The sequence below is a fragment of the Pseudomonas sp. ML2-2023-6 genome, assembly GCF_037055265.1.
Taxonomy (GTDB): Bacteria; Pseudomonadota; Gammaproteobacteria; order Pseudomonadales; family Pseudomonadaceae; genus Aquipseudomonas; species Aquipseudomonas kulmbachensis.
In genome coordinates, this window is the sequence record NZ_CP146347.1 from 3,647,069 (window position 1) to 3,666,335 (window position 19,267).

The window sequence follows — 19,267 nt, forward strand, 5'->3', positions numbered from 1 at the left end:
GATTCAAAGGCTGCGCTGGCTTTTGCGCCCGCTAACGGCGGCTATCACCGCGATAATGATCACGCCGGTAAGAATCAACCGCACTCCGGCACTGGCGCCAAAGGTGTTGAGCATGCTCACCAGCAAATACAAAAACAGCGCCGCACCCCACAAGCCCGGCACGTTGGAGAAACCGCCCGCCACCGAGGTACCGCCGATGACCACCACCGCAATCGAGGCCAGCAGGTATTCATCGCCCATGCTCAGCGATGCGCCGCCGGAAAACCCGGCCAGCAACACGCCACACACACTGGCAAACACGGCACTCAATACGTAGGTGGCCCAACGCACCCGCTCGACCCGCACACCGGCCAATTCTGCGGCGCGCATGTTCTGCCCCACGGCCAGAGTCCAGCGCCCATAAAGGGTTCGGCTCAAGACATAACCGGCCACCACTGTCAGCAACGCGACCGCCAATGCCAGGTACGGGATGCCCAGCAGACGCCCGGTGGAAAATTGATAGAACAGCTCCGGCGGAGCTATGCGCACACTGCGGCCGTAGGCAATGGCCATGGACTGCAACAGAAAGCTGGCGGACAAAGTGGCGATGATCGGCGGAATGCGCAGCACACGGATCAACGCGTAGTTGGCGCAACCGATCAGCACTCCGACCGCCAGTACACCGGCCACCCCCACGGCAATCAGGCTGTCCTGACCCTCCATAAGCTTCATGCCCACCGCACCGCTCAGGGCGATATTGGCCGGAATCGACAAGTCGATATTGCCGGGGCCGGTGGTGATGACGAACATCTGCCCAACCCCGACGATCACGAAGAATGCCGAGAACGCCAACGCACCGGAAGTCAGCGCACCCGCACCCTCGCCACGGGTGAACGCCAGGGTCGCCAGCCACACCAGTAACGCCGCCAGAAACGACCACAACCAGGGCTTGCTGCGCACGCGATTCAACTGCAAGGACAGGTTCATGCCGGGCGTACCTCGAGACGGTTAACGGCAGTGCGCAACGCCAGCACCAGGATCAGGATTGCCCCTTGGGCACCTATCTGCCAGTCAGGCGAAATGCGAATAAACGACAGCAACGAACCGGCCAGCACCAAGGTCAACGCGCCCAACACCGCACCGATCGGCGAGACCCGGCCCCCGGTGAACTCACCCCCGCCCAGAATCACCCCGGCAATCGACAGCAGGGTGTAACGCAGTGCCATATTGGCGTCCGCCGATGTGGTAAGCCCCACCAGAAACAGCCCCGACAACACCCCAAAGCTCCCGGCCATGGCGTACAGCGTGACCTTGATCCGCAGCAGCGACCAACCCGCCTTGGCAATCGCCAACGGGTTGCCCCCCGCACCGCGCAACACCACGCCCCAGGTTGAGCGCATCAAAAACAGATGCACCGCGATGGCCAACAAAACACAGACCACCACCGCAAACGGCAGCAGCGGAGTCTTAATCTTGACCAGTGCCTGCAACCATTGCGGCGCGCTGCCGCCGGGTGCAGGCAACAGCAGCACGGCGCCGCCGACCCAGATAAACGACATGCCCAGCGTCACCACAATCGCCGGTAGCTGGCGGATATGGATCAGCGCCCCCAGCAATGCATACACCCCGATGCACCCGAGCAGCGCCAGGCTGCCCAACAAAGGGTGATCGTTGAGCAGGGTCGCAGCGACACAGGCGACAAAACTGATAAAGCTGCCCAGAGAAAGGTCCAGATCGTTGACCGTGATAATCAACATCTGCGCGATGGTCGCCAAGGCAATGGGCACCGCTAGGTTGAGCATCAGGTTCATGCCCATGTAGCTCATGGCCCGCGGCTGCATGATAAAGATGGTGCCCAGCAATACGATCAACGAAAACGCCGGCAAGGCATTGCGCAGCCAGCGGGCGCGGTTGACCGCCGCACCCTGAGTGCCACTGAGCATGGGTTGGGGGTTTAACGTCATGGGTTGAGGCGCGTTCATGCCACCTCCTCCTGAAAGGAACTGCGCAGGATTTGCGCTTCACTCAGTTCATTGCGGGGCACGTCTGCTACCGCCTGACCGCTGCGGAACACGTAGATATGGTCACAGTGGTCAAGCTCTTCCAGCTCCGTGGTGTACCAGATAAATGTCCGGCCACGGGCCGCCTCCTCCTTGATGATCGCGTAGACCTCGCGCTTGGTGCCTACATCGACACCGCGCATTGGGTCGTCCATCAGGATCAGGTCGCTGTCGCTGCCCAAGGCGCGGGCAAACAGGGCCTTTTGCTGGTTGCCGCCTGAAAGCGACAGGATCGGCTGGTTCATGTCCGGGGTGCGAATGCCCATACGCGCTTGCCACTCGGCCGCCATCGCCTGTTCGGCCTGCGGGTCAATCAACGCGCCGCTCTTGAGTGCAGCCAAGGAACTGATGGTGATGTTTTCGGCTATCGACCACAGGCTGAACACGCCATCGGTTTGCCGATCCCCCGCGACCAGCGCCACACGCTTGCCGCTTGCAATGCGTTCGCGCAACAACTGCACCAGCAACTGGCTTTGGCCCTGCCCGGCCAACCCCGCCAGCCCGACAATCTCACCGGGCCAGGCGGCAACAGTCTGGCCATTTTGCTGGCGGGCCGGGCGTTGGTTGACGACCGGCTGTGCACTGCCGCGTTTGGAGACGAATTCATAATGTTCACCCTGCGAGCGGGTCACGGTGCCCATCGACTCCACCAGTGTGGCATGGGTAAACGCACGGGCCGCACGCACATCAACCACACAGCCGTCACTCATTACCGCTATCCGGTCACAGGTAGCGAGCATCTCGCCGAGGATATGACTGATCAGCACCACACAACCGCCGCTTTCAACATAGCGCCTTACGTAACCGAGTAATTGCTCGGCAACTCGCGCGTCCAGAGACGAGGTCGGTTCGTCAAGAATCACCAGCGCCAGGTGCTCATCAACACAGGTAAAGGCCCGGGCGATTTCCACCATCTGGCGCTGGCCGATAGGCAGGTCGGCCACCACATCGGCGGGGTTGATGCCGTGGCCGGGGAAGATACTGTCCAGGCTCGCCACAATCAGTGCGCCAGCTTTGCGCCGCCAGCCAAAGCCGCGCAATCCGGGGCACATCAGCCGGGTATTTTCGGCCACGGTCAGGTTGGGACACAGCGACAACTCTTGAAACACGCAGCGGATACCGTGCTGGCGTGCCACCTGCACCGAGTAGCCGTGGCGTACATCTTCACCGCCCATCAGCAACACGCCGCAGTCAGCGCGCAGGGTGCCCGCAAGAATATGCATCAGCGTCGACTTGCCCGCGCCGTTGTGGCCAATCAGGCCCAGACACTCCCCGGCATGACACGACAGATCCACTTCATTCAATGCGCGCACGGCGCCAAAATGCTTGCCAACCCCTTTAAGGTCAACCAGCGGTGCTGGGGTCATGGTCATGACTCTTTTCCTCGGCTGGCTGCGCTTACTGCGCCACAGGGCTCTTCAGTTGGGCGACGTCATCAACGCTATAGACATGGCTGACGATGCCGCCCTTCTCCAACCCCTTGAGCGAGCTTTCGAGTGTGTCCTGAGTCACGCTGATGGCGGGCGACAACAAGTCATGGGGCATTTGCTTGCCGTCGAGCAATTGCTGGGCGACCCAAAATGCCAGGCTGGAAATGCTTGGCGCACTGGAGATCGAGAAGGCCTCATAGCCATTGGCGTCCTTCTGTTTTTTCCACCAGGCCAACTCCTCTTCGCGGTTGCCGAAGATGATCACCGGCAGCGGGCGACCGGCTGCCGTAAATGCCTGGGCCACGCCAAAACCGTCATCGCCTTGCGTCACTACCGCGTCGATTTTCGGCAGGCTCGGCAAGATCCCCGCTACCGCCTTTTGCGCGGCCGTCTGCGACCAGTTGCCGTTGACTGAACCGACGACTTTCAACTGCGGATGTTTACTCGTCCCGGCCATGACCCCGGTGTGTATCAACTCGTCCACCGAGACACCGGCCAGACCGCGCACTTCAAGGATATTGGCGCCGCCAGGAAAGCGCTTGGCCAGATAGTCCATACCATCCAGACCGCTTTGCTTGAAGTCCATGGAGATGCGATACGCGCAGGGCTCAGTCACCACACCGTCAAAGGAGACCACGATGATTCCGGCATCGCAGGCCTGTTTCACTGCGCCGTTCAAGGCCGTTGGCGACGCCGCATCAATGACGATGGCGTTGTAACCCTGAAGGATCAGGTTCTGGATTTGTGCCGCCTGCTCGGTGGCCTGGTTTTCGCCGGTGGTAAATGAGTCGGCACCGGCAATGATCCCCGCCTTCACCTCCTGGTCAGTGGTTTGCTGCCAACTGCTGAGCATGCTTTGGCGCCAGGAATTACCGGCGTAATTATTCGACAGTGCGATGGTTTTATCGGCCGTGTCGGCCTGGGCGGACATAAAGGGGGCAAGCAACAATGCAGAAGACAACAAGGCGCAGCGCAGCATGTGACGTTCCATGACATAACCCTTTTTATTATTGTGGGTATCGGTCGCCGATTGATTCGGTCGTACCTGCTTACTGAGTGGCGCCGCCAGTGTGCTAGGGCCCAAGGCCTGTGTCTGGAGCGTTACTGCACACTTGATACCCTTTGCACGCAAATAACCTGCGGGATCCCGCAAAAGAAACGCGCATCCATGCAGCTCTTTTGCCTCTGCGCCGCCTGCTCTTTGGGCCATACTTCGCCCCAGGGCTACCACCGGGGAGCCTTTTCATGGAATGCAGGTCATGGCGCAAAGAGTCCCCATCGCGGCAGAGAACGTGTTGCACCACTTTCTGGGAATTTCCCGCGCACTGGCCGGACGCCTGGACTTTCAGTCAATGATTGAAGCAGTGTCCGAAGAGATTCGTTTTATCCTGCCCCATGACCATCTCGACGTCAGCCTGCTGCTGGACGACGACAATCACCTGTCGGCTTACGAGACCGGTCTGCATACGGTCTGGAGCGAATTTGCGATTCATCCGCTGGAAATAGCGCGCAGCCCGATCCGCACACTGCTGCTGGGCATGGAGCCGTATATCCTCAGCGACGACGCCATGAACGATGAACGTTTTCAATTCCCCGGCGCGCTCAACAACCCGATTTTCGACGCGCACTTGCGCAGCCGCCTGCATGTGCCGCTGCGCGCCCGGGGTGAAGTGATCGGCGCACTAAGTTGCTCCACCCATGTGGCCAACTTCTATACCCTCGATGACGTGCGCCACACCCAGCATGTGGCTGACTTGCTGGCGTCCTATCTGTACGCCTTGCGCCAGACTGAGCAAGCCAAGCAACTGGCCATTGCCCAAGCGCAGATCCGGGCCCGTGAAGAAGGCCTGCGCCTTGGTGTGCTGCGCCTCACCGAGGAGCTGGAAAACGAACGCCAGCGCATCGGTATGGACCTGCACGACCAGACCCTGGCTGACATGACCCGCCTGCACCGGCGCCTTGCCCGCCTGCAATTGCTCGACCAGGTTGCAGCCAGTGATCTGGCCCCCATCGGCCAAGCGCTATACGAAAGCATGCAGGAATTGAGGCTGATCATTGATGCGGTCAAACCGACCATCTTGCAACTGTTCGGTTTTGTCGAAGGCCTGGAAGACCTGTTGCTGCGTAGTGTGCGCAACAGTGGCCTGGCGATAGTCACGCATCTGCGCGATTACACGGACGGGCTGGCCAACGATTTGGCCGAGCCGCAAAAAATTGCCTTGTTTCGCATTATTCAGGAGGCCGTCAATAATGCGATCAAGCATGCCGCGCCGCATGCAATTGTGGTCGAAATTACCGCTACCCTCAGCCACTTGCACCTGACCATACTCGACGACGGCCCCGGCCTGAACAGCGTCAGCCGCCTGGAAACCGGGGGCATCAAGAACATGCAGGTTCGCGCTCAACTGCTCAGCGCCCATGTGCAAATCGACAAAGGCCCGGACGGTAAAGGCACCTGTGTGCAAATCAGTCTGCCGCTGCCGTCGAACGCGGGTCAGGCATAGGAAACAGTCATGGAAATCCTGTTAATCGAAGACGATCCGGTGCATCGCGCGTTCTTCAAGGAAGTCATCGAAGGCGCACTGCCCGAATGCGTGCGCTTGCATGAGGCCGAAGACGGGCTGGTAGGCGAGCGCCTGGCGCAAGAGTTTGCCATCACTTCGGTCGTCATGGACCTGCAAATGCCGCGTCGTACCGGGGTTGAGGCCGCACGGGCGATCTGGCGTGAACGCCCGCACACCTCGATCATGTTCTGGTCCAACTACGCCGATGAAGCCTACGTGCGGGGGATCTCGCGGATCGTGCCGGAGGGAGCGGCCTACGGCTACATCCTCAAGACCGCCTCGGAAGATCGCCTGCGGCTGGCACTGCGCAGCCTGTTTATCGAACAACAATGCGTGATCGACCGTGAGGTGCGCGGGGTACAGCAGAAAAGCCAGAACCAGCTGCTGGGTCTGACCGATACCGAGTATGAAGTGCTGCAAGATATCGCGCTGGGGCTGACGGACCGGGTTATTGCCCAGCGGCGCAACTTGTCGTTGCGCAGCGTGCAAAATCGCCTGCAACAGCTTTACGAGAAGCTGGGTGTGCGCCAACCCGGCGATGACAATGACAGTGCACCGGCCTTTAACCTGCGCTCGCGGGCGGTAAATGTGGCATTGCTGCGCAAGTTGCTGAACCGCACTGCACTGGAACAGGCGGAAATTGAACTGCAGGAATGGTTAAAGGACCCGCGCTTCAACTACCCACGGCACTGATGCCAGTTGACGGCCCAAGGCCGTCAACACTTCAGGTTGCCTGGCCCGCTTGTTTCAAACGGTACATTGTCCAGCCAAAACCCGCCAACGCCAGCCCTGCCAATGAACCCCCCACCAGGCCGATCCAGGCAAAGCCGAAATGGCTGCCAACCGAGCTGCCCAGCAGTGCACCGCCGCCGATGCCAATGTTGTAAATGCCCGAGAACATGGCCATCGCCACATCCGTCGCATCGGGCGCCAGGGTCAGCACCCTGGACTGCAACGCCAGGCCAAAACCCATGATCGCCACCCCCCAGACAATACTCAGCACGCCCAGGGACTCGATCCAGTTGCTGGCCGGCAACAGCAGCAACAGGCACAGCGCAAGCAGCCCCACAGCCGTGAGCAGGAAGCCTTGCGGGCTGTACTTGTGGAACCAGCTGAAGCACAGCGAACCGATAATCCCGGCGCCACCGAACAGCAACAGAATCAAGGTGACGGTGCTACCGCTCATGCCAGCCACGTTTTGCACAAAGGGTTCGATATAGCTGTAAGCGGTGAACTGCGCAGTGATCACCACCGCTGTCAGAACATAAACCGCCACCAGCGCCGGGCGCTTGAACAGTACCGGCAGGCTTCTGAGGGAGCCGGAGTTCTGGCTCGGCAGCAATGGCAGAGTACGAGCCAGCCAAAACACCAGCAACGCGGCCAGCCCGCCAATCACGATAAAGGTCGTGCGCCAGCCCATGGCCTCACCCAGCAAACGCCCCAGAGGCACACCCATCACCATCGCCAGTGATGTACCGGTTGCCAGCAGGCCCAGCGCCTGTACCTGCTTGCCCTCCGGCGCCAGCCGCACCGCCAGCGACGCAGTGATGGACCAGAACAACGCATGGGACAGCGCTACACCGATCCGGCTCAGCAACAGGATCCCGAAGTTGTTCGCCAGGCTCGACAGCACGTGGCTGACAATAAACAGCCCGAACAGAATCAGCAGCAACTTGCGCCGCTCCACGTTGCGGGTCATCAACATGATCGGCAGCGAGGCCAGTGACACCACCCACGCATAGATGGTGAGCATCAACCCGACACTGGCCGTGGTCATGTCAAAGCTTGCACCAATCGCGCTTAACAGCCCCACAGGCACAAATTCAGTGGTGTTGAACACAAAAGCGGCCAGCGCCAGCGCGATGACCGGCTGCCAGTTGGCGCTGGAGGAAGAAGTGGGGTTGCTCATTTAAGGGATGCACTGCTCGCTATCGATGATCTAACAGGCCCATGACCAAGGAGTCAGAACCACACAGGCTTGTAGTTTATAGCCTTATCGCAAAAGCGTTGATGAACATCAGCCATTGATCCAGATATTTTTAATGGATCCACTATGCGTGTGCGTTTTTAATTTTGTGTTCGGTAATCGCCAAAACACCTAAATAAGCCGCATATTTCCAGCGCGGCAAATTGACTTGAAAGTTCAAGATGCCGCCTAATGGATCCATAAAAGCAATAACACCTGATCTGGAGATTGGTCATGTACCCAAAAAACACTTGGTATGTCGCGTGCACCCCCGATGAAATTACCGACAAGCCCTTGGGCAGGCAGATATGCGGCGAAAAGATGGTTTTCTATCGCGGCCATGAAAACCGGGTGGCCGCTGTCGAGAATTTCTGCCCGCACCGCGGCGCACCGCTCTCGCTGGGCTATGTCGAAAACGGCAATCTGGTATGCGGCTACCACGGCCTGGTGATGGGCTGCGACGGCAAGACCGTCGAGATGCCCGGACAGCGGGTACGCGGCTTCCCGTGCAACAAAACCTATGCCGTGGTCGAACGCTACGGCTTTGTCTGGGTATGGCCCGGCGATCAGGACCAGGCCGACCCGGCACTGATCCACCACCTGGAATGGGCGGTGAGTGACGAGTGGGCCTATGGCGGAGGACTGTTTCATATCGCCTGCGATTATCGCCTGATGATCGACAACCTGATGGACCTGACCCACGAGACCTACGTCCACGCCTCCAGCATTGGCCAAAAGGAGATCGACGAAGTGGCCCCGACCACCACCGTTGAGGGCAACGAAGTGGTCACAGCGCGCCATATGGAAAACATCATGCCCCCGCCGTTCTGGCGCATGGCATTGCGCGGCAACAATCTGGCCGACGATGTGCCGGTGGACCGCTGGCAGATTTGCCGTTTCTCGCCACCGAGCCACGTCCTGATCGAAGTCGGGGTCGCTCACGCAGGCAAAGGCGGATATCACGCGGCGCCCGAGTTCAAGGCAGCGAGCATCGTGGTTGACTTTATCACTCCCGAAACCGACACCTCGATCTGGTATTTCTGGGGCATGGCACGCAACTTCAACCCTCAGGACCAGGAGCTTACAGCCACTATTCGCGAGGGTCAGGGCAAGATTTTCAGCGAAGACCTGGAAATGCTCGAGCGCCAGCAGCAAAACCTGCTGGACCACCCGCAACGCGCATTACTCAAGCTCAATATTGACTCGGGCGGCGTGCAGTCACGCCGGGTTCTGGACCGCATCATTGCCAGCGAACGCACCCCCGAACCACAACTGATCGCCACCGCGCAGTAACTCCCCGGGCATGGCGCATACACCTGCGCCCGCCCCCCAGAATGGCAACGCTTCGAGGATGTAACATGATTGATGTGGTGGTGGTATCGCGCAACAACGAAGCCCAAGGTATTTGCAGTTATGAACTGGCCAGCGTCGATGGCAGCGCCCTGCCCGCGTTCAGCGCCGGTTCGCATATTGATGTTCATCTGCCCGGCGGCCTGATCCGTCAGTATTCCCTGTGCAACCATCCCGAGGAGCAGCACCGCTATCTGATTGGCGTGCTCCGGGACCCGGCTTCACGCGGCGGCTCACAAAGCCTGCATGAACAGATCAATAGCGGCGACCGCCTGCGCATCAGCGAACCGCGCAACTTGTTCCCGCTGATCCATGAAGCCCGGCGCAGCCTGTTGTTTGCAGGCGGAATCGGGATCACACCGATTCTGTGCATGGCGGAACGCCTGGCCCACAGCGGGGCAGATTTCGAGGTGCATTACTGCGCCCGCTCCAGCGAGCGAGCAGCCTTTGTCGAGCGTATCCAGCTTTCGCCTTTTGCCGACCGGGTGTTTTTACACTTCGACGAACAGCCCGAAACGGCGCTGGATGCAGCCCGGGTACTGGCCAATCCACAAGCCGACAACCATCTGTATGTGTGTGGCCCCGGCGGTTTCATGCAGCACATTCTGGAAAGTGCCCGCACTCAAGGCTGGCAGGAACAGGCGCTGCACCGCGAATACTTCGCCGCCGCCCCCGTGGACAGCAGCAATGACGGTAGTTTTGCAGTCAAGGTAGGCAGCACCGGCCAGGTCTTCGATATTCCAGCCGATAAAACCGTGGTTCAGGTGCTGGAAAGTCACGGCATCGAGATCCCCATGTCGTGCGAGCAAGGGGTGTGCGGCACGTGCCTGACCCGGGTGCTTGAAGGCGTGCCGGATCACCGCGACATGTTCCTCACCGAGGACGAGCAAGCCTGCAACGACCAGTTCACACCGTGCTGCTCGCGCTCGAAATCCCCTCTGCTAGTGCTGGATATCTAAGCCTCAACCGGAGCGGTGAATGACCTTCATCCGCTCATCAGCCGTCGCCGAGCCGAAGATTTCGGCATAGCGCAAGGTCGCATTGGCATGCTCGCGCATAATTGCTTCGGCGCGAGCACCCTGGCGACTGACCAGCGCATCGAACACCGAATGGTGCTGCATATGGGCGTAGTTGAAACGCCGGTACTCACGCGCCATATCCTTGCGATCAACCGCCAGCGCCGTCACCGAAGCAAACGGCAAATGATCATTGCGCGCCAGCGCATCCGCGATAGCCGGGTTGTGGCTGCCCTCAACGATAACCTGATGAAAACGCATATTGAGATCGTGATACACCTCAAGATCGTCTTCAGTGACAAAGCCCTTGTCGAACAACTCATCACCTTGCAGCAAACATAACTCCAGGGCCGCCCGCGCCTCTACCGACAATCCGCGTTCGGCCGTTAACCGTGCCGCAAGGCCTTCTAGCACACCGCGTACTTCAACCGCACCCGCGATGTCATTGGCACTCACCGAACGCACCTGAAAACCGCGCCCGCCAAACCGCACCAACAGGCCTTCCTGCTCCAGAGTGCGGAAAGCCATACGGACCGGCATCCGAGAGACACCGAACAATTCAGCGGTGGGAGTTTCCATCAAGCGTTCGCCTGCGGCCAGTTCGCCCGAGGCAATCATTTTGCGCAGTGCGATCAGCACCAATTGACCTGGTTTGCTCATCCAGACAACATCCAGAAAACGTGAGCAGGCATAGTAACGCAAGAGCGGCTACAGGAATCAGGCAAGGTACAAACCAAACCTGTAGATACTCTGCTCCAGGTCAAGCCCCAGCGAGAGCGAGCCTGCTCGCGAATGATCTTCGCGAGCAGGCTCGCTCTCACGCTTGAAGTATCTTAAGCCGCTGCTGAAGGAACAAGGCTGCGGCTACAAGGCACGCAAAGACTTCTCGCGTTACATCGACAACGGATAACTCACCACTACCCGGGTCTGGTCGAAGTCGCTGTTAAAGCTGCGCCGGTTGGTGGCGTTGTTGACCCGCACACTCAGATTCTTCAGCGTACCGCTCTGGAAGGTATACCCGACCTCGGTATCGCGCTCCCACTCCTTGCCGTTGCTGCCCTGCTTGGTCGTTGCATTGTCGCCATGCCCATAGCGAACCATCGCCAGTAACCCCGGCACCCCGAGCGCAGCAAAGTTGTAGTCATAACGCGCTTGCCAGGAACGCTCGTCGGCGTTACTGAAATTACCGTTGAACATGTCGTTGCCCAGCGTACGCCCGCTGCTACCGTAGACCGACATCCAGCTGCTGTCGCCACTGACCCGCTGCAACCCCAGGTACAGTGTATGGCCACCGGTTGCCGCCGAAAACAGTCCGTATGCCGTGCGGCTGCTGACCTGGCCGATACGCGCACTGCCATCGTCCTTGTCGATAAAATAACCGAGGTTGGCGCCCAGCACCCAATCGCCTACCGGCTGTTTGTGCAGCACGTTGAAATAGCTTTGCTGATAGATATCCGCCAGCTGCGAATGCCACACGCCGACCTGCGTACGCTGCTCATTGAAGCGATATTCCGCACCGGCATAATTGAATCGGTCAGAGGTCACCCCCGGCGCAGCCCAGGCCGAGAGATCTTGCATATCCGAAGAGTTGCGCAAGCTTACAGCCCGGTATTGCCCAGCCTGCAGCCCCAGGCCTTCAATCTCTTTGGACACCAGCATGGCCCCGCGGAAGGTCTGGGGCAGCAGGCGACCATCGTCATAGCGCAACACCGGAACATCCGGCAGCAACTCGCCAATTTTCAACTCGGTTGCCGAAAAGCGGGCCTTGGCCGCCAGCCCCGCACGACCAAAATTGTCGGCTGCGCGCCCATCACTGTTCACCGGCAATAGCTCAGAGCCGCTGGCCACACGGCTGCTGTCGAGCTTGACCCCGAGCATCGCAATGCCTTCCAGACCAAAGCCCACTGGTCCTGGGGTGTAACCGGAACTGAACTTGAGAATAAAGCCCTGCGCCCATTCATCGACCTTGCTTTTACCTGCGCTGTGATCGCGAAAATCCCGATTGAAGTAGTAGTTGCGCAACAGCAAATCAGCCTTGGCACCGTCAATAAAACCTTCGTCCTGGGCCATTGCCGATGCGCAAACAGACAACGACAGCAAACTGGTGAGCATCTTCATTATTATTGTTCTCCGGTTTTTTGGGCGCAGCCGCTCCCCGCAGCTGAAATAGCCCGCCCAACTCTGTAGGTATGAGGAATGTGCCCGGCCAGGCCGGGCATTAATCAGGCGGCTGAATCAGGCCTCGGCCAATGCTGGCTGCGCCTGAGCCGCAGAAGGTTTGAGCAGCAGCAAACAACCTGCGGCAATGACAAAGACGACGGCAAATACCCCGTACAGATGCAGCGGCTGCCAGCCGCCATCCAGCAGGAAACCGGCCACGATAGGCGACAAAATTGCGCCAACACGGCCAATGCCGATACCCCAGCCCACGCCCGTGGCGCGCACTGATGCGTCATACACGACGGGGGACAACGCATAGAGCCCGGCAACGCAGCCATTGGCAAACATCCCGATCAGCAAGCCAAGCCCCAACGCAGTCATGACCGAAGACCCGGAGCCGACAAACAGCACCAGCAAACCTGCAGTAATCAGCATAAACAGCGACAACACACGGGTCAGCGGCCAGCGTGATGACAAGCCACCGATCAGTGCCGCGCCGAAGATTCCGCCCACACTCAGCAGCACGCCACCCGTAATGCCCTGCTGCGCCGAAAGCCCGGCCGACACCAGCAGTTTTGGGGTCCAGCTCATTACAAAATAGAACCCGAACATCACCAGGAAGAACAACAACCAGATCAGCAATGTGGTGCGCCGCATGGCCGGTGCCAACAGCTTGCTCAGGCCGGTACGGGTCCCTGCAGGGCTCGCCACCACAGCAGGCAATTGGCTCAGGGCCGGCTGGCCGAGTCGGCGGGCCAGACGGTTGATGCGCTGCAAGGCCGTGGCCGGGCGGCGGGCCAGCAAGAAGTCGAGCGACTCGGGCAGCCATAGCAGCACCAACGGAATCACTGCAAAGGTGGCAACGCCACCGAAAACAAACACCGAACGCCAGCCCCAATGCGTCAAGAACCAGACCGCCAGCAAGCCACCCAGGGTTGCGCCAAGGGCATAACCGGTGGATTGCAGGCTCACCGCCAGACCACGCCAGCGCTTGCTGGCATATTCACTGGCAATCACGTTACTGCTGGCCAGAATCCCGCCGATGCCCAACCCCGTCAGCCCGCGCAACAGCGCCAGTTGCAGCGGTGACTGGCTCAATGCCGAGAGCAGCATGCCCGTCCCGCTCACCACCAGACACAACAGGATCAACGGGCGCCGACCGATACGGTCCGCCCAGGGCGCGATAAACAGCGAACCCGCCGCCATGCCGAACAATCCGGCACTGAGCAACATGCCGATTTGCGCTCCGTTCAGCGCCCACTCGGCCGACACCGAAGCGGCAGTGAACGCCATCACCAGTACATCAAAACCATCGATCATGTTCAGCACGATGCAAATCCCGATGGCAAGCCATTGAAATCCCACCATCGGACCGTTATCCACGCGTAATTTCAGATCGATAGCCATCACTGCACCTGCCTGTCGCAAATGATCGGGGCATGGCAAGCAACGGTATTGCGCGCAGACATAAAACGGGCAGAACTCAGGCAGTTCTGCGCCCTGGATAAGCCTTTCATGACGAGACCCTTTTTTTTGTAATTTTTATGGGTGACGGTCAGGAGGGGATCCAGCCGTCACCAGGGCGCTAGTCAACCTGTTAATGGATCCACAGGCAATATGAGGAACTGGCGCACTCGCCAGAAAATCTGCAGATGAATACTGAAACCAATATGCTTAAATAATTTATATCCTTCAAAAACAAGAAGTTACATTTAGGCTATCGACTCAACTTTACCGTTCGATTATCGACCAGTCTCGTCACAAGGAGGCGCTGACACCGGGCTCAATTGGTTTTTAGCTTAGACAACCAGTCAATTGGATCCACTAACCCGACAACCTAGGGCTCAATAAACGCCAGGCCTGCCTTTGCCGCATGGATTGACGCAATGCGATAGTCAGCCTCGGGAAGCCCATAGGCGAAAAAGAAGTGTGCGGTTTGCAGCTTGCTGGCTTGCAACGGATCACTGTCGGGCAGCAACCGGGAAACACGCGCCGCACGCGCCCAGGCAAACCCCAACAGCGCAACGCCGCACAATTGCAAAAAGTCCCCGGCAACCCGATAGGGATATTCGCCCTCCTCTACAGCCCGCTCACGCACCGCACTCACTACCGCTGCCAGCTTGTCGCAGAGCACCGCCAGTTCAGTGCCAAAACTGGCGCAATCATTGGTACTCAAGGCCTGCGCAGCCTCTTCGCGCATCACCAGCAACAATTGGGCAAACGCCTGACCGTCATCGCCCAGCACTTTACGCAGCAACAGATCATTGGCCTGAATTTCGTTGCTGCCCTCGTAAATCATCGCGATCCGGCTGTCGCGCAGGGTTTGTTCGATGGCGAACTCGCTCACATAGCCGTAACCACCAAATACCTGCAGCGCACTGCTGGCCAGGTGGAACCCTTGGTCGGTGAAAAACGCCTTGATCACGGGTGTCAGCAGTTGTGCCAGTTGCAAGGCACGCTGACGTTCGACCGGGCTCGAATGATGCTCGGCCTGATCAAGCAGATGCGCCACCCAATAGCCCACAGCCCGCATGCCCTCGGTACAGGCGCGCAACTCAAGCAAGGTGCGGCGCATGGCCGGGTGGAAATGGATCGGGTCGGCGTCTGCGGCACTCACCCCGGCAGGCCGCACGGGGGCGCGCATTTGCTTGCGCTCCCGTGCATAGCTGCGCGCGTTCTGCCACGCCGCCTCGGCATGTCCCAGGCCTTGCAGGCCAACATGCAGCCGCGCCGAGTTCATCATCACAAACATCGCGGCCAGGCCGCGGTTGGCCTCGCCAATCAGCCAGCCTTGCGCTTCTTCGAACACCAGAGAGCAGGTGGCGCTCGCCCTGATTCCCATCTTGTGTTCGATACCATCGCAACGCACGTTGTTGGTCTGATGGTCATCCAATAGCTTGGGCACCAGAAACAGCGAAATGCCGCGACTGCCAGCAGGCGCATTGGGCAATCGGGCCAGTACCAGATGCAGGATATTGGCGCTCAGGTCGTGCTCACCACCCGAGATAAACAGCTTACTGGCGGTCACGCGGTAACTGCCGTCATCCTGCGGCTCGGCACGACTGCGTAGCAGGCCGACATCGCTGCCCGCCTGCGGCTCGGTCAGGCACATGGTCGGCAAGATTTCACCGCTGACAATCTGCGGTAAATATCGCGCCTTGATCCACTCCGGCGCATGGGCCTTGAGGCACAGGTAGGCGCCGTGGGCGATGCCGGTGTACATGGCCCAGCCGTGGTTGCTGGCATAGAGCATTTCCTGCAGCGCCGCATCGAGCAACTGCGGCAACCCCTGCCCTCCATCGGCCTCATCGCAGGCCAGGGCTGACCAGCCGCCTTCGGTATAGGCACGATAAGCCTCAACAAAACCGCTCGGAGTGGTCACCTGGCCTGCCTCAAAACCGCAGCCCTGGCGATCGCCGCTGCTGTTGAGCGGCGCAAGAACCTGGCTACTGAATCGCCCGGCCTGTTCCAGAACCTGCTGCGCCAGGGCCAGATCCAGCCCCTCGAAACGCGTGGTTTGCGCCCAGGCCCGCGGGGCATCAAGCCAGTGTTCAAAGACAAATTGCATATCGCGCAACGGCGCCTGGTACTGCCACATGGGAAAACCTCAATTCGTCGAAAAAAGCGGGTTCTCGATCAGTACCGCCATGCCCTGACCGCCACCCACACAGGCCGCGGCAATCCCGTAACGCAGATTTTGTTCGCGCAGTTGCCGCGCCAAGGTCAGCACCAGACGCAAACCGGTCGCCGCCAAAGGGTGCCCCAGGGCGATAGAGCCGCCACGGCAGTTAAGCTTTTGCCTGTCCAGTTCCAGCCCCTGCGCCACAGCCAACACCTGCGCTCCCTGCGCCTCGTTGATTTCGAAACGGTCGATGGCATCCAGCGCCAGACCGCTGCGCTGCAGCAGTAGCTGGATTGCAGGCACCGGACCGATCCCCATCAGTTGCGGTTCCACGCCAACCACCGCAGTGGCCAGCAGGTGAGCCAGGGCTGGCTGGCCCGCCGATGCGCGAGCGACCAGCGCTGCCGCCGCACCGTCCACCACCGCGCAACTGTTGCCCGCGGTTTGCACGCCGCCAGGATGGATTGCCCCAAGCCTGGCCAGAGCCGCTGCATCGGTCGAGCGCGGGTGGCTGTCAAGGCTGACCGTCTCACAACGGCGCGGCAGGCTGATGCCCCGCGACTGATAGCCATCAAGCTCAAACACTTCATTGCGCAGGGTGACTATTTCATCCGCCAGCCAGCCGCTGGCCTGGGCATGTAACGCCTGCTGGTGGCTGTTCAGGGCATAGCTGTCCACCGCCTCGCGGCTCAAGTCATAACGAATGGCGAGGTGTTCCGCCGTGGCGATCATGTCCAACCCTGGGGCCGGGTCGTACAGTGCCTCCCAGAGAAAGTCCTTGAACTCCACCGCAGCCCCCAGACGAAAGCCGCCGCGATGGGTGTAGGCGGCAATCGGGTTGCGCGACATGGACTCCGTACCCACGCACAGCGCCAGTTGCATGCCGTCGCGCACCTGCCCGGCGGCCTGGTGCAGCAGTTCGAACCCGGTAGCACAAATACGGTGCACCGCCAGCGCCGGTACTTGGTGCGCCACGCCGCTGTAAAGGCCGATATGCCGCGGCAGCATGTAGGCATCAAAACTGGCCTGAGCCATGGAGCCGGCCAGTACCGAATCCACCATTCGCCCATCCAGCCCGGCACGCGCCAGCACTTCGCGACCGACCTTGATCCCCATGTCGATTGGCGATACCTGGGCCAGCGCCCCACCGAGGTCGACCCATGGCGTGCGCAACGCTTCAACAATGGCCACATCCGTGAACGCCGAGTATTGCCCCGTACTGCTCACGACGGTTTACCGGCACGCAGGATCGAAGGCTCCAGGCCTCGATACAACGCCTCGACGTGTGCTGCTCGCCATTGCAGTACCGCACGCTGATTGATCGAACCCTTGTCGGTAATTTCACCGCGGTCAATCGACGCAGCTTCATCCTGCAATGCAATCCACTCAAGGCGGCTGGCATTGCCGCTGGCCTGACGATTAAGGCGCTGCAACCAATCAGCAAACCACAGGCGCACCGGCTCGCTGGCCAGCACTTGTGCATCGCTGGCCTGCGCGGGCAAACCCGACAAGCGTCGGCACTCGTACAACCGCGCAAACACCAAAGCCCCCAGGCATTCACGATCCGGCGCTGCAATCACAAGATCCTGAACATAGGGCGAACCCTCGAGTACTGCCCGGTTGCGCAACGGCCCGACGCTGACAAAGACCCCGGACGACAGCTTGAAGTCCTCGGCCAGTCGGCCATCGAACATCAGCCCGAATTGAGGGTTGCAAGGGTCGGCCAGCTTGATCGCATCACCGGAGCGGTAATAGCCTTCATCATCAAACGCCTCGGCGCTCTGCTCGGGGGCGCGCCAGTAACCGGGCATGATATGCGGTCCGCGAAAACGTCCTTCCAGCTTGCCATCCACCGGCACCAGTCGCACCTCGCAGCCCGGCGCGGGCAGACCGATATAACCGGCCATGGACAATGGCCCGGTGGTAAACGTGCACGAGGGCGAGGCTTCGGTCATGCCGAGCCCGGCCATCATCCGGATACGCTCGCCGCAATGTTGCTCGGCAACCCGGTCGAGCCGGTCCCAGACACTTTGCGAGAGCCCCGCGGCAGCGAAAAAGAACAGCTTGATGCGGGCAAAAAAGCGCTCGCGCAATTCACCGTCGGTTTCCAGCGCCGTGACCAGCTCCTCCCAGCCCTTGGGCACGGTGAGGTAAGCGGTGGGCGAAATCTCCTTGAGGTTGCGCAGGGTTTCGGCAAAGCCCTGGGCGGTCGGCTTGCCACCATCCAGATACAACGTGCCGCCGTTGTAGAGCACGATACCGAGGTTATGACTGCCGCCAAAGGTATGATTCCAGGGCAGCCAATCCACCAGCACTGGCGGTTCTTCGGCAAACACCGGGAAGGTCTGCAGCAGCATTTGCTGATTGGCGCAGAGCATGCGCTGGGTGGTGATCACGGCCTTGGGCAGTTTGGTTGAGCCCGAAGTGAAGAGAAATTTGGCGATGCTGTCCGGGCCGCACGCCCGGAAAGCCGCTTCGGCCTCGGCGCCACCGGGGTGCGCCAGCAAACTGGCGAAACTCACTTGGGGGCGCCCTGCCAACTCACCGTGCACGGCCACCAATGGCGTGTCGCCGGGTAATACGGCTTCGATGGCGCGCTGATAAATCGCAGCATCGCTGACAAAAATCAAACCCGGCTGCAACAGGTCGCAGACATGGCGCAACTTGGCGAAGTCCTGGGACAGCAACGAATAGGCTGGCGAAACCGGGCAGTAAGGTATGCCGGCGTACATCGCACCCAGTGCCATCTGTAAATGCTCGATATCGTTACCCGACAGAATCGCCAACGGACGCTCAGCACTCAGACCATAAGCGAGCAGGCTTTGCGCAATGGCGCGCACATCCGCAAGCATTTGTGCATAGCTGATGCGCCGCCATTCACCGCTGGTATCCCGGGCGGCGATAAAGGTCTGCTCAGGCGTTACCTGCGCCCAGTGCAACAGGCGGTCAAGCAAACGCTCGGGTCTTGGCAGCAGCGCTTCGAGCGAGCGCATATGCAAGATGCCGCCTTCTTCCACCACTTCGACCTGCGGGTGCCCGATGGTTACCTGGCGATAACGCGGCGCAGGTGCATCGCCCCGTGCCTGCAATTTGAATTCGAAACTCACGTCGTATTCCTCC

Annotated in this window: 15 protein-coding genes; 4 read left to right on the forward strand and 11 right to left on the reverse strand. The window is 60.0% G+C overall.

Annotated elements, in window-relative coordinates; translation table 11 throughout:
- Positions 1-3: 3 nt before the first annotated feature.
- Genes V6L79_RS16755 through V6L79_RS16770 form a run of 4 tightly spaced genes read right to left on the reverse strand, consistent with a single transcriptional unit; the run spans position 4 to position 4,460 of the window.
- Positions 4-966 (reverse strand): ABC transporter permease, encoded by a 963-nt coding sequence (locus V6L79_RS16755; RefSeq protein WP_261738438.1) that lies wholly within the window; start codon positions 964-966, stop codon positions 4-6.
- Positions 963-1,961, reverse strand: a complete 999-nt coding sequence (locus tag V6L79_RS16760) for an ABC transporter permease (protein ID WP_338579210.1) — start codon at positions 1,959-1,961, stop codon at positions 963-965. The genes V6L79_RS16755 and V6L79_RS16760 overlap by 4 nt, the downstream gene beginning before the upstream one ends.
- Positions 1,958-3,412 (reverse strand): sugar ABC transporter ATP-binding protein, encoded by a 1,455-nt coding sequence (locus tag V6L79_RS16765; RefSeq protein ID WP_338579211.1) that lies wholly within the window; start codon positions 3,410-3,412, stop codon positions 1,958-1,960. Before V6L79_RS16765 ends, V6L79_RS16760 begins: the two co-directional genes overlap by 4 nt.
- A 25-nt stretch (positions 3,413-3,437) precedes the next feature.
- Positions 3,438-4,460, reverse strand: coding sequence for an ABC transporter substrate-binding protein (locus V6L79_RS16770; protein ID WP_338579212.1), 1,023 nt, complete (start codon positions 4,458-4,460; stop codon positions 3,438-3,440).
- Positions 4,461-4,728: 268 nt separating this feature from the next.
- Between V6L79_RS16770 and V6L79_RS16775 the strand changes: the two genes are divergently transcribed.
- Entirely contained in the window at positions 4,729-5,973 is a 1,245-nt protein-coding gene (locus V6L79_RS16775; RefSeq protein ID WP_321833373.1) for a GAF domain-containing sensor histidine kinase, read from the forward strand.
- A 9-nt stretch (positions 5,974-5,982) separates the two neighbouring features.
- A complete protein-coding gene (locus tag V6L79_RS16780; protein ID WP_261738443.1) occupies positions 5,983-6,726 on the forward strand; it encodes a response regulator transcription factor in 744 nt (247 codons plus the stop codon).
- A gap of 31 nt (positions 6,727-6,757) precedes the next feature.
- On the opposite strand, the gene V6L79_RS16785 is transcribed toward V6L79_RS16780, so the two are convergent.
- On the reverse strand, positions 6,758-7,942 hold the full coding sequence (locus V6L79_RS16785; protein WP_261738444.1) for a sugar transporter: 1,185 nt from the start codon (positions 7,940-7,942) through the stop codon (positions 6,758-6,760).
- 291 nt (positions 7,943-8,233) lie between these two features.
- On the opposite strand from V6L79_RS16785, the gene V6L79_RS16790 reads away from it, so the two are divergent.
- Positions 8,234-9,292 (forward strand): aromatic ring-hydroxylating dioxygenase subunit alpha, encoded by a 1,059-nt coding sequence (locus tag V6L79_RS16790; protein WP_321833376.1) that lies wholly within the window; start codon positions 8,234-8,236, stop codon positions 9,290-9,292.
- A 65-nt stretch (positions 9,293-9,357) separates the two neighbouring features.
- Positions 9,358-10,308, forward strand: a complete 951-nt coding sequence (locus tag V6L79_RS16795) for a PDR/VanB family oxidoreductase (protein WP_338579213.1) — start codon at positions 9,358-9,360, stop codon at positions 10,306-10,308.
- Between the two features lie 3 nt (positions 10,309-10,311).
- Here V6L79_RS16795 and V6L79_RS16800 read toward each other — a convergent pair whose 3' ends face one another.
- The 6 genes from V6L79_RS16800 to V6L79_RS16825 all read right to left on the reverse strand — a co-directional run bounded on the left by V6L79_RS16800 (position 10,312) and on the right by V6L79_RS16825 (position 19,254).
- Positions 10,312-11,025, reverse strand: a complete 714-nt coding sequence (locus tag V6L79_RS16800) for a GntR family transcriptional regulator (RefSeq protein ID WP_261738447.1) — start codon at positions 11,023-11,025, stop codon at positions 10,312-10,314.
- Positions 11,026-11,256: 231 nt separating this feature from the next.
- Positions 11,257-12,483, reverse strand: coding sequence for an OprD family porin (locus V6L79_RS16805; RefSeq protein ID WP_321833379.1), 1,227 nt, complete (start codon positions 12,481-12,483; stop codon positions 11,257-11,259).
- A gap of 117 nt (positions 12,484-12,600) precedes the next feature.
- Positions 12,601-13,932 (reverse strand): MFS transporter, encoded by a 1,332-nt coding sequence (locus V6L79_RS16810; RefSeq protein WP_261738449.1) that lies wholly within the window; start codon positions 13,930-13,932, stop codon positions 12,601-12,603.
- Between the two features lie 430 nt (positions 13,933-14,362).
- Positions 14,363-16,123, reverse strand: a complete 1,761-nt coding sequence (locus V6L79_RS16815; protein WP_338579214.1) for an acyl-CoA dehydrogenase — start codon at positions 16,121-16,123, stop codon at positions 14,363-14,365.
- A 9-nt stretch (positions 16,124-16,132) separates the two neighbouring features.
- Positions 16,133-17,374 (reverse strand): thiolase family protein, encoded by a 1,242-nt coding sequence (locus V6L79_RS16820; protein ID WP_338579215.1) that lies wholly within the window; start codon positions 17,372-17,374, stop codon positions 16,133-16,135.
- On the reverse strand, positions 17,371-19,254 hold the full coding sequence (locus tag V6L79_RS16825) for a feruloyl-CoA synthase (protein WP_338579216.1): 1,884 nt from the start codon (positions 19,252-19,254) through the stop codon (positions 17,371-17,373). The genes V6L79_RS16820 and V6L79_RS16825 overlap by 4 nt, the downstream gene beginning before the upstream one ends.
- Positions 19,255-19,267 lie beyond the last annotated feature (13 nt).